The following is an 11,944-nucleotide window of genomic DNA, read 5'->3' as shown; positions in this document are numbered from 1 at the left end:
TTTTAATGAAAAATAACCACAAAAATATAGTTGAGCTATCACGCTTTTTAGCAAGATGTATTGAACTTTGCGTTATTTTTAAATTGGTGATTTATAGATGATTTACAAATTTTAGGCATAAAAAAACCAGCTTATCACTGGGTTCTTTATTGCACCATTTTAATAAGATTTAAAATGGTGCCCGAGGCCAGACTCGAACTGGCACGCTTTGTGGGCGGGGGATTTTAAATCCCCTGTGTCTACCGATTTCACCACTCGGGCATGTGCGCAATAATAAAGGACAGTTTTTCTCTTGGCAAGCGTATTTATGTCGATTTGCTTTCTTTTCAATCAATTCATGTGCTTATGTTTGAAAATAAAGCACTTTAAGCCGCTGAATGGGTATTTTGTCATGATTTTTTCATCAATTTGAGATTAAAGCGAAATATTAAGCCTTTAAATTGATTGGATAAAAAAACTTAGAGGAAACCTACTTCAATGCCAAACTCAATTTCACGCCGTGAACTTATTCAAAAGTCATTAGCCAGTTTTGGGGCATTATCTATACCAGTGTCGTTGACTGCTTGTGGGAGTGATAACAACGATTCAATATCTCCTACAACAAAAGTTGAATTTTTACATGGTGTTGCCAGTGGCGACCCATTAAAAGATCGTGTGATTTTGTGGACGCGTATTACCCCGCAGGATACGTCTTTGCGTTTAGAAGTGGTTTGGGAAATTGCCACAGACGATAAATTTACGCAAGTGATCAATACTGGAAAAGTACAAACAGCATCAGCTCAGGATTTTACTATTAAGGTCGATGCAGACAAGCTTAAGTCTGGGCAAACTTATTATTATCGTTTTAAATTTGGTTCGGTGATTTCGCCAGTAGGGCGTACCAAAACATTACCTGAAACCACTAGCTCGGTGCAGTTTGCGGTGTGTTCATGTTCAAACTATCCTGCTGGCTATTTCTATGTGTATAAGGAAATGGCAAAACAAGAGGTTGATGCGATCATCCATTTGGGGGATTACATCTATGAATATGGTAAAGATGGATATGCCACAGAAGAGGCGGTAAAGCTGGGTCGTACCCTCGCTGCTGACAATGATAAAGAAATTATCAAGTTGGACGATTACCGTAAGCGTTATGCGCTTTACCATACTGACGCCGATCTACAGGCCGCACATGCACGTCATCCTTTTATCGTGATTTGGGATGACCATGAACTGGCAAATGATGCATGGAAAGACGGTGCAGAAAACCATCAAGCCAATGAGGGTAATTTCTTAGACCGTAAATTGGCAGCTTTACAAGCCTATTTTGAATGGATGCCGATTCGTCCTGTATCTGCAACAGATCACTTAAATATTTATCGCCAGTTTGACTTTGGTTCATTGGTACAATTGACCATGTTAGATACCCGTATTTTGGCACGTGATAAGCAACTCGATTATGCCAATTATATGACGGCTTCGGGCTTAGATATTGCTAAGTTTCAGGCTGATTTAACCAGTACTACGCGTACACTGATGGGTTATACCCAACGTGAGTGGCTACAAAAGAAACTGGCACAATCTACCGCGACTTGGAATGTATTGGGTCAGCAAGTGTTGATGGCAAAAATGTTAATCCCTGCTGAATTGCTATTGTCTTTATCTGCAATTACCAGTGGAAATGTCACAGCCGAAACTTTGGCAAAAATGAATCAGCAGATCATCGAGTTAGTTACTTTAAAAGTTCGTTTGAAAAGTGGTGATCCAACATTAACCGCCGCAGAAAAAGCTCGTGTAACCACAGTAGCACCCTATAATTTAGATGCTTGGGATGGCTACTATGCAGAACGTGAAATTTTATATGGCACACTTAAAACATTAAATAAGAAAGTTGTGGTGTTGGCGGGGGATACCCATAATGCATGGTCTGCTGACTTGCATACTCAAGCGGGTGATTTTGTTGGGGTTGAATTGGCAACCAGTTCGGTCTCTTCACCTGGGATGGAAAAGTATTTAAGTATTCCTTTGGCACAGTTACAACAATTTGAAATGGCCTTCACCACGCTCATTGATGAATTGAATTACACCAATTTAAATCAGCGAGGGTACTTAAAAGTCAGTTTTACAGCACAACAGGTACAAGCGGATTGGATTTTCTTAAATAGCATCAAGGAAAAAACCTATACGGTGGATACGGCTCGTGCCCATCAAGTGGTTTTAAATAACAATTTGGTTGATGTAAAGACTGTTCAGAAAAGTGCATAAATTTTCAAGCTTAAAAAGCCGAGTTTAGATTACTCGGCTTTTTAACGTGATAGATGGATTACATCATACTGTCCATATAGGCATCTAAATCTTCATATTTATAGGTTTTACACATTTCATTTTCATATTTTAATAGTTCTAAATGTAATTCTAAAAAGGTGACTAAGCGCTTTTGATAAAATTGATATTGCTCAGAATCTTTGCCTAAGAATCGCATTTTGAATTTGGCTTTCTTGGCTTGTTTATAAGCCCATAAACAGCTTTTTCGAATTTGTTGTAATTGGTAATATTCAGTGTCTTTGGTGCTATCTCTAAATAAATTTTCTTTATAAAATTTGACAAAACCAAAGCTCATTGCAAAGAAAAATAACAGGCCTTGCAGTAGGGTGCTTTCTATAAAATAAAGATTGAGTGCTTGCAGGACGATCAGTACCGCAAGTTTAAGCGGAATATTATTGAGTTGTTGGTATAAATGCGTCGAACTGTGTTTTATTTGTTTGATAATGATCGGGACAATAATCATAAAAAATAACATAATCGCTAAAGCGGCAATGCCATTGGCTTGAAAGCTATCGAATTGAGGAAAATGATTTGCAATATACTGACCTAAACTAAAATAGATGCTGCAAAAAATCATAATCGACAAAATCCAAGGAATAAATTCCTTTGCTTCATCTAAAAGCCCTTTGGTTTTAATTTGACTATAAAATAGAAAGTTGCGCTTAAATGCTTGTGGGTATTGTTGTTGTAATTGATTTAAATAGAGGGAAACTTGCTTGTTTTGAATCATATAGGCTTCGCTTATCTAAATTTCACTTTGGATATTAACATAAAAAACAATATAAAATTTTAGGCATAAAAAAACCAGCTTATCGCTGGGTTCTTTATTGCACCATTTTAACAAGAATTAAAATGGTGCCCGAGGCCAGACTCGAACTGGCACGCTTTGTGGGCGGGGGATTTTAAATCCCCTGTGTCTACCGATTTCACCACTCGGGCTTTACAAGATTGGAGGCGGAGGTCGGAATCGAACCGGCGTACACGGAGTTGCAGTCCGCTGCATGACCACTCTGCCACCCCGCCATGTCTTGGTGATGCACATATTAGCAATCTTTGAAAAAAAAACAATACTATAATTCATACATATGCACATAAATTCAGCATATGAAAGAAAATTGTCTAAATAATCATGTATTATTTGCAAAATTGATTCATATCTACTTTGGAGATGTGCCGTGGCATTGGTATTGGATGGTCGCGCATTAGCGAAACAAATTGAAGCAGACTTGTTGACTCGTGTTGAAGCTATAAAAGCAAAAACAGGTCGTACCCCAATTTTAGCGACTATTTTAGTGGGTGATGATGGTGCATCTGCGACGTATGTACGCATGAAAGGAAATGCTTGCCGTCGTGTTGGTATGGATTCTTTAAAAGTAGAGTTAGGTAAAGAAACCACAACTGAACAATTATTGGCTGAAATTGAAAAATTAAATGCCAATCCTGATGTTCACGGTATTTTGCTCCAACATCCTGTGCCTGAACAAATTGATGAACGTGCTTGCTTTGATGCCATTTCACTTGAAAAAGATGTAGATGGGGTAACTTGCTTAGGTTTTGGTCGTATGGCAATGGGTGAGGCTGCTTATGGTTCGGCAACACCTGCAGGTATCATGACGATTCTTCAAGAAAACAAGATTGAAATTGCGGGTAAACATGCAGTTGTGGTAGGGCGTTCGGCTATTTTAGGTAAGCCGATGGCAATGATGCTACTTCAAGCCAATGCAACAGTGACAATCTGTCATTCTCGTACACAAAATCTTGCTGAATTGGTAAAACAGGCTGATATAGTTGTCGGTGCAGTCGGTAAAGCTGAATTAATCCAAAAAGACTGGATTAAGCAAGGTGCTGTTGTGGTTGATGCTGGATTCCATCCTCGTGACGGTGGTGGTGTGGGTGATATCCAATTGGTCGGTATTGAAGATGTCGCTTCCGCTTATACACCAGTTCCAGGTGGCGTAGGCCCGATGACGATCACAACGTTGATTCGTCAAACTGTGGAAGCTGCTGAAAAAGCCTTAGCTTAAGTCCTGTTTTATTCTGGGCACAGTGAAAGCCATGCATTCACTGTGCTTAAATTTAGCCTACATTTACACGGCAATGTTTATTTTCAGTAAAAGTAGGCAATATTGTCATTAGTTTAATGGTCATTGGCTTAACGCGTTTAAGATGTACTTTTAAGTAGCAGTATCTGAGACTTAACAAGCAGTAGCGTCTCGAACCTTAGCACATGATGTTACTGTCTATCGAATATGAGGAAGAAGCTGTATTTCCTCAATATCAAAATAATAATTTTGGTCATATTTTGCATGAGCTGTACTTATCAATTTCCTAAAGCCCCACAACATTTACTTGATGCTTTGCATGAAGTAATTCCTCAATGCGAATTATTGGCACAGCAGTTGACTGAAAGCCCAATTTCGTTATGGTTGATTCCACCAGTTTTTCCAACAGATCGTTTGGATGATGAGGTGATTCGCCGTATTTGGAATGATACACCGTATTGGATTTTTTGCTGGGCTTCAGGTTTAGCAATGGCACAATGGCTGATTGCAGAACCACAGCATGTAAAAGATAAAGTGGTGCTGGATTTTGGTGCTGGATCAGGTGTGGTTGCAATTGCAGCCAAAATGGCAGGTGCAAAACGTGTCATCTGTTGTGATATCGACCCAATAAGTTTGGATGCTTGTCGTGAAAATGCCTTGCTCAATGATGTAGAGCTTGAATATCTAGATGATTTATATAAAGCCGAACAAGTTGATGTCTTATTGGCTGCAGATGTTTTATATGATCAATCTAACCGTTTCTTCTTGGATGAGTTTTTAAAATTTGCACCAGAAGTATGGGTGGCAGATAGCCGAGTGAAAAACTTTAGTCATCCGAATTACCAAAAATTGGATGAACGAAGTGCAACCACTTGGCCTGATTTAGATGAAGCCAAAGAATTTAGAAATGTGAGTTTTTATAAGACGCTGTGACAGCGTCTTATTTTATTCTGCGATACACATAGCTAAAATCAAGAACAGGTATAACGTACCACATGTAAAGTGCTTGGGCGGGTATCTAAGGCTTGGCGTGTTGCATAATCTTCACTGTTATTTAGACTTGGCGTGTTGGAAAGCCCAAAAGATGTACGGCTATGTCCAAGTTGAACGCCAGCCTGATCTTTTGCTGTTTGCGGGTTGATAATTTCATTGGTACTTAATACAGAAATTTTATAGTTTTTGTTTGCACCCAACACTTTTTGACATGCGCGCTGTAATTTATCCGCATCCAAATCACGATCTGCACGACCTGAAAGGGTATACGCAAGGGTTGCACTATCTGCTGTTTGATTTTCAATTTGATAACCGGTTACGCCATTGTATTGACGAGGGGTTGTTTGACATGCAGATAAAGCTAAAACGATTAATCCTAAACCTGCATAAGTGATTTTTTTCATCTTTTAAAGTCCTAGCTTTTTGAATTATTTTTAGTATGCCATAGCTTTGCAATTTTCACGATAAGTGAATTGCTTAAATAAAACAGCTTTTTCATGTGAATAAAAAAGCTGTTTTAAATGAATTAGATTGCAAAGTTTATTTTGAATTAATCATCCGTAATCAGGCTATGTTTTTTGGTATCTTTCATAAACACATAGGTGATTAGAGATAAACCGATCATAAAGGTAATGTAATAGAAGAAATAGTTTTCATGACCGGCATTTTTAAAGCTTAGTGCAACTAATTCAGCCGTACCGCCAAATACAGTGTTGGCAAGTGCATAAGGTAAGGCTACACCTAAAGCGCGAATATGTGGTGGAAATAATTCAGCTTTTACAACCGCATTAATGGCTGTATATCCAGTCACAATGACCATACCACTCATACATAAGAAGAAAGCCGTTTTAGGGTCCGTTGTCGAGCCTAAACCATTGAAAATAGGAACGGTAAATAACACACCGAGTACACCAAAAGTGATCATAATTGGTTTACGACCAATTTTGTCTGAAAGTGCACCGACTGCAGGTTGAATCAACATAAAAATAAAGATTGCAGCTGTGGTAATTTCAGTTGCGGTGGTTTTTTCAAAGCCCGAAGTGTTGACTAAGTATTTTTGTAAATAAGTCGTAAATGTATTAAAGGCTAAGGTACCGCCCGCAGTCAGCATAATGACTGTAAAGGCTTGTTTAGGATACTTGGTGAATAAGGCTAAAGCACCAGATGTTTCACCGCCATTTTTAGCTTGTTGTTGTGCTTGTTTAGATGATTCTGTTTCAACCAGACCACGACGAATCCAGAACACAACAATTGCAAGTAATGCACCGATAAAGAAAGGAACACGCCATCCCCATGCATGTAAGGCATCTTCAGAAAGATTATGTTGCAGGATAATCAGCACACAGAGTGCAAGTAATTGACCTGAAATCAGGGTGACATATTGGAAACTTGAGAAAAATCCGCGGTGATTTTTACCTGCCATTTCAGTTAAATAGGTGGCACTAGAGCCATACTCACCACCAACACTTAAACCTTGTAATAAGCGTGCAAATAAAAGCAGTGCAGGAGCAAACATTCCGACTGAATCATAAGATGGCGCACAAGCAATGATTAATGAGCCAACACACATCAATGAAACAGAAAGTGTTAAACCCGCTTTACGACCTTTACGGTCAGCATAAACGCCCATGATCCATGCGCCGATCGGACGCATTAAAAAGCCTAAAGCAAAAACTGCAGCAGCTTGGAGAAGTTTGACCGTTTCATTACCTTCTGGAAAGAACACAGGGGCAAAATAGAGGGTAAATGCGGCATAGACATACCAATCATACCATTCGACTAAATTACCAGCTGAACCACCAAGTATAGATTTGAAACGAGTTTTTCTATCAAGTTGCGAAGTGGCAACTTGAGGAGATGAATTGGACAAGGCAATTCTCCAAAAGAATATGCAAAATACAGCCTGTTTAACTTTCATTTTGGATGAAAATCAAAGCAGAAAAATCAAACAGAGAGAATTTAAGTCAGTATGACGAGGGAGATACAAATAATTACAATGCTCGTTATACGCTTGAATGAAAGCAGACCTTATTAGACTTTGGTCTTAGCTGTGTTGAGGGTTTATTGTTGATCTAGAATGAGAAATTCTAGAAATAAATGAATAATTTTTTTAAAACAGCTATTTAATTTGAAATATTTTATAAATTATAAGAATTTAGCTTAAAGTTAAAGCATGTTTGCTTGCATCTAAATGTATGAAATGTGCACAATTTAATAAGCTGAGTTGGGAGACTTTAAAAATTTAATCTAGTCGTAAGCTAAGCAGTCATGCTATTTATAGCAGCTAAATGTTCATTTTTGAAAATAAAACAATAAGGTTTCACATCTATGGACTTGATGATTCGACAACAGCAAACATTAGCATTGGTTAAGGCTCGGGGCTACGTCAGTATTGATGAGATTGCACAGCATTTTGCAGTTACCCCACAAACTGTACGGCGGGATATCAATCAATTGGCCGATGCCGGACTATTACGTCGTTATCATGGTGGTGCTGCGATAGACTCAAGCGTCACCAATACAGCATATAGTCAACGGATCAGCCATAATTTAGCGGCAAAACAGCGTATTGCAACAGCTGTCGCAAATGCAGTTCCAGACCATGCATCGTTATTTATCAATATTGGTACTACAACCGAAGCTATTGCCCATGCTTTATTGCAACATCGCGGTTTAAAAGTGATTACCAATAATTTAAATGTGGCGAAAATTTTGAGTATGAATGATGATTTTGAAGTATTGATTGCCAGCGGAAAAGTGCGCCCCGATGGTGGTGTGATAGGACAAGCCACCTCCGAATTTTTTAAACAGTTTAAAGTTGATTATGCCCTAATTGGTATCAGTGGGATTGATGAAGATGGAACCATGCTCGATTTCGATTTTCAAGAAGTGTCTGTCTCGCAAGAAATTATTTTAGGTGCTCGGCAGGTATTTTTAGCAGCAGATGAGAGCAAGTTTGGTCGTCATGCAATGATGCGCTTAGGCCATCTTTCTGAAATAGATCGGCTTTTTACCAATAAAGTGCCCACTGAAAATTATTTAAAACAAATTCATGCAGCAGAAGTGGTTTTAACTGTGGTTTAAGCTAATTTTAAAACTCATAGTGAAAATATGATAAACGTGAAATTGATCATTTTTTGATAGACATTGATTAAAAAACTATCTATTATTTTCTTAAATGAAAACAAACGAAAATATATTCTCAAAAATGATTGTGAATATATGCAAATGATCAAAGGTGGTGGCGTTTATGACACAAATCAATGAGCAACAAACGTATTATGATATTGCTGTAATTGGTGGTGGAATAAATGGTGTTGGTATTGCCAATGATGCTGCTGGGCGCGGTTTATCTGTGTTCTTGTGTGAAAAAGATGATTTAGCCAGCCATACCTCGTCTGCAAGCAGTAAGTTGATCCATGGTGGTCTACGTTATTTGGAACATAAAGAATTTCGTTTAGTGCGAGAAGCGTTGGCTGAGCGAGAAGTCTTACTGGCAAAAGCACCACATATCATTCGTCCTATGCGTTTTATCATGCCACATCAACCTCATTTGCGTCCTGCTTGGCTGATTCGTACGGGGCTGTTTTTATATGATCATTTGGGCAAAAGAGAGAAGCTTGCAGGTTCACATTTGGTTGAATTTGATCCTTATACTAGCCCACTAAAAACAGAGATCACACGCGGATTTGAATACTCAGATTGTGCTGTAGATGATTCACGCTTAGTGATTTTAAATGCGATGCAAGCACGTGAAAAAAATGCCACTGTGGTTACGCAAACACGCTGTATTTCAGCACAGCGCGAACATGGTTTATGGAATATCCAGTTTGAAAATGAGCAGGGCATTTATCACATACAAGCGAAGGCTTTGGTCAATGCTGCGGGGCCTTGGGTTGCACAATTCATTAAGCAAGAGCTTCAGTTAAAATCGCAATATGGAATTCGCCTCATTCAAGGCAGTCATATTATTGTGCCGAAAATATATGACGGTGATAAAGCCTTTATTATGCAAAATGATGATCAACGTATCGTGTTTGCAATTCCTTATCTCAATCAATACACCATGATTGGTACAACAGACCGTGAATATTTAGCAGATCCGAATAATGTTGAAATTAGTCAGCAAGAGATTGATTATCTGCTTGATGTATCCAATGATCATTTTAAAGTGCAACTGACTCAAGCCGATATTATTCAGACATTCTCAGGGGTACGCCCATTGTGTGATGATGAGTCTGATAATCCAGCCGCAATCACCCGTGACTATACTTTGGCTTTATCGCAAGATCATGAAAATGATGCACCCTTACTTTCTGTGTTTGGTGGCAAGTTAACCACTTATCGACGCTTGGCTGAATCTGCCATGGAGCATTTGCAGAAGTTCTTCCCTAACGCTGGGAAAGCTTGGACTGAAAAATCCTTACTGCCGGGTGCTGAGAATTTAGTTTCGGTTGATGGATTGGTTTTAGAAATTCAAAATAAAATCAAAGGGCTTGATCATGAAACTGCAAGCCGTTGGGCACATGCCTATGGAACTTATACATGGAAATTTTTAAATCATTCGACATCTGTTCATGAACTTGGTCAAGATTTTGGTCATGGTCTATATGCCCAAGAGGTCGATTATTTGGTTGATCAGGAGTGGGCGATCACCAGTCAGGATATTTTAAAGCGCCGTAGCAAGTTATATTTAAAATTTACCGAAGCTGAAATTCAAGCATTGGATGAATATTTGCTTGAATTGCATGAACGCCGCTTACAGAAAGATGTTGCCTAAGCAAAGGTGGAAAATATATAGCTTTGCACAAGAGACGTTATGACCAATCAAAGGTATATAAAACGCGTCGGGTTTCAGGTTGGTAGTACATTAAAATCCAATCTGCCCCATGTGAACAATATTCCCAGCCAGCAACAGCTGCAATAAAATAATAACGCTTGCCATCACGGTCATAAATATGAACTTCTTGATCATCGCGGTCTGCGTTGATGTAGCGTAAATCAAAATGTTCATCAATTGGATAAGTCCAGTTTCCACCGCCACATTCACCCCCTAATTGGTCAAGCAGGGTTATTGCAGAATCATTTTGGTATTCAATGCGTGATGTTGAAATGACTTTTTCAGTTTCAGCAAAGCGCTGTTTAAGCTGCAAGTAATCTTCATGCATTTCTTTATGATGGGTTTTTAGATCGGCCTCGCAATCAGGATTCTCTAAAGCAAAATATCTTTTGTTTGCTAACCATTCATATTGATTTTGTTGATTTAATTGCATAATAAACCAATTTTCATTGGCAAATGCATCAGAAAATTCTGTGGTATCACTTCCGATATAGCATTCATAAGGTTCAATCGGATTGAGCAAATGAATTTTTCCTTGCCATGCTGGATTGATTGCCGATAAATCAATTGAAATAAGTGGAAGTAAATGTTGAGCTAGAAATAGACTTGAAGGGGCGAAGACAACTTCGTGGTCAGGTAACAGGGTTAGATAAGGTTGAACTGTGGTAATGTTTTTAATTGTTGTCATTGCGCTTATTTTTAGATCATTGAATGGTTGCATTAAATCACAAAAAAGACCGAACACGTCGGTCTTTTTACTCGGCTTAGTCAGTCAGCCATAAAGCGCCTAACTTTTCATCCCACTCACTTGGGGTGATGACCATACGACCTGCATTGGGGGTTAAGGTAATCTCACTAAAGAAAACATCGTCTTGAGATAATAAGAAATCGATTCGGCTATAACCATATTTAAAACAAAGATCTTCTGACAGTTGAAGCATTTTATTTAATTTTTGCGGTCTTGCTAAACAGCTTGGCGTATTGCTTTTTAGATCAACGGTAAAGGGTTGCAGCACCCAAGATGTGTCATACATATTTGAATAATCCACGCCTTGGCTGTCTTGTACATCGACTTCAATATATCGAGGCTGACCTTCAAAACAATGAACACGGCATGTTGTAATGGTCAGTTTATTGTCTTGATCAACAAACAAATCAATATGTTGTTCGGCCAAAATTAGAGGAACAATATCTTTGTAATGCCATTCTCGTTTTCTAAAATACATATTTTGTTTAAGGTGGTGATTGAGTTTATGCTGCGCTTTTTTGATATCAAATTGCGCTTTATCATTACAGACAATCGCACTGCCGCTGTCATGATTGCATTTTAAAACAAACTTGTTAGGAAGTTGATTAAAGTCAATTTCCTCAAAGCACTTATATACACCAATCAGTGGAACAAAATGGGAACAACAAATTTTCTCTGCAAGCATTTCGCGTACAGCAAATTTATCTGCTAATTTCGTATGTAAAGGTGCTCTTTCATAGATCATTCTGGCGGTGACTTTTTCATTGAAACTTTTAGGCTGATCAAAGTTCGGGGTATAACCCAATTTAGCAATAAATCTTTTGGTGAGATAACGTCTATCTGAGACAAATTTGGCTCTAATAACTTTTGCCGAATAAATAATATTTTCTAACATGATTAAAAAAAATCAATAAAATAAAGTAATGTTTGAATTATAGAGAAAATATGAATTTTGTACATGGAAACAGTAATCATTTGTATTTTTATTACATAATTGTAATGAATACTAGAGTAATA

General features: G+C 38.2%; 10 protein-coding genes and 3 tRNA genes. 5 read left to right on the top strand and 8 right to left on the bottom strand.

The window, feature by feature from the left end:
* Positions 1–175 precede the first annotated feature (175 nt).
* A tRNA-Leu gene (locus ACQ7EO_RS16375) sits at positions 176–261 on the bottom strand.
* A 216-nt stretch (positions 262–477) separates the two neighbouring features.
* On the opposite strand from ACQ7EO_RS16375, the gene ACQ7EO_RS16370 reads away from it, so the two are divergent.
* Positions 478–2,244: an alkaline phosphatase D family protein gene (locus ACQ7EO_RS16370; RefSeq protein WP_434278046.1), complete on the top strand. Its 1,767-nt coding sequence runs from the start codon at positions 478–480 to the stop codon at positions 2,242–2,244.
* A 58-nt stretch (positions 2,245–2,302) separates the two neighbouring features.
* Here the strand turns inward: ACQ7EO_RS16370 and ACQ7EO_RS16365 are convergent, their stop codons facing one another.
* The 3 genes from ACQ7EO_RS16365 to ACQ7EO_RS16355 all read right to left on the bottom strand — a co-directional run bounded on the left by ACQ7EO_RS16365 (position 2,303) and on the right by ACQ7EO_RS16355 (position 3,327).
* A complete protein-coding gene (locus ACQ7EO_RS16365; RefSeq protein ID WP_314339420.1) occupies positions 2,303–3,034 on the bottom strand; it encodes a hypothetical protein in 732 nt (243 codons plus the stop codon).
* A 123-nt stretch (positions 3,035–3,157) separates the two neighbouring features.
* Positions 3,158–3,243: transfer RNA gene (locus tag ACQ7EO_RS16360), tRNA-Leu, on the bottom strand.
* A gap of 10 nt (positions 3,244–3,253) precedes the next feature.
* A tRNA-Cys gene (locus tag ACQ7EO_RS16355) sits at positions 3,254–3,327 on the bottom strand.
* A gap of 152 nt (positions 3,328–3,479) precedes the next feature.
* Here ACQ7EO_RS16355 and folD point away from each other — a divergent pair.
* Positions 3,480–4,328: a bifunctional methylenetetrahydrofolate dehydrogenase/methenyltetrahydrofolate cyclohydrolase FolD gene (gene folD, locus ACQ7EO_RS16350; RefSeq protein WP_004819653.1), complete on the top strand. Its 849-nt coding sequence runs from the start codon at positions 3,480–3,482 to the stop codon at positions 4,326–4,328.
* A 282-nt stretch (positions 4,329–4,610) separates the two neighbouring features.
* Positions 4,611–5,279, top strand: a complete 669-nt coding sequence (locus ACQ7EO_RS16345) for a class I SAM-dependent methyltransferase (RefSeq protein ID WP_434278045.1) — start codon at positions 4,611–4,613, stop codon at positions 5,277–5,279.
* Positions 5,280–5,317: 38 nt separating this feature from the next.
* On the opposite strand, the gene ACQ7EO_RS16340 is transcribed toward ACQ7EO_RS16345, so the two are convergent.
* Complete coding sequence (locus tag ACQ7EO_RS16340) at positions 5,318–5,743, bottom strand: hypothetical protein (protein ID WP_004722461.1); 426 nt, start codon at positions 5,741–5,743, stop codon at positions 5,318–5,320.
* Between the two features lie 146 nt (positions 5,744–5,889).
* Positions 5,890–7,209: an MFS transporter gene (locus ACQ7EO_RS16335; RefSeq protein ID WP_270386839.1), complete on the bottom strand. Its 1,320-nt coding sequence runs from the start codon at positions 7,207–7,209 to the stop codon at positions 5,890–5,892.
* 458 nt (positions 7,210–7,667) lie between these two features.
* Here ACQ7EO_RS16335 and ACQ7EO_RS16330 point away from each other — a divergent pair, with 458 nt between their 5' ends.
* Both ACQ7EO_RS16330 and glpD read left to right on the top strand, forming a co-directional pair.
* Positions 7,668–8,423, top strand: a complete 756-nt coding sequence (locus ACQ7EO_RS16330) for a DeoR/GlpR family DNA-binding transcription regulator (protein ID WP_434278044.1) — start codon at positions 7,668–7,670, stop codon at positions 8,421–8,423.
* A 166-nt stretch (positions 8,424–8,589) separates the two neighbouring features.
* The gene (gene glpD / locus ACQ7EO_RS16325) at positions 8,590–10,119 is read left to right on the top strand and encodes a glycerol-3-phosphate dehydrogenase (protein ID WP_419334790.1); all 1,530 of its coding nucleotides are present in this window, start codon (positions 8,590–8,592) and stop codon (positions 10,117–10,119) included.
* A gap of 37 nt (positions 10,120–10,156) precedes the next feature.
* On the opposite strand, the gene ACQ7EO_RS16320 is transcribed toward glpD, so the two are convergent.
* Together ACQ7EO_RS16320 and ACQ7EO_RS16315 are read right to left on the bottom strand one after the other, a co-directional pair.
* On the bottom strand, positions 10,157–10,867 hold the full coding sequence (locus ACQ7EO_RS16320; RefSeq protein WP_434278042.1) for a hypothetical protein: 711 nt from the start codon (positions 10,865–10,867) through the stop codon (positions 10,157–10,159).
* 76 nt (positions 10,868–10,943) lie between these two features.
* Positions 10,944–11,822, bottom strand: coding sequence for an ATP-grasp fold amidoligase family protein (locus ACQ7EO_RS16315; protein WP_004819661.1), 879 nt, complete (start codon positions 11,820–11,822; stop codon positions 10,944–10,946).
* Between the last annotated feature and the right edge of the window lie 122 nt (positions 11,823–11,944).

This window comes from Acinetobacter sp. CE-15 (assembly GCF_051059255.1).
Taxonomy (GTDB): Bacteria; Pseudomonadota; Gammaproteobacteria; order Pseudomonadales; family Moraxellaceae; genus Acinetobacter; species Acinetobacter guillouiae.
This window is presented reverse-complemented; position numbering and strand designations above follow the sequence as displayed.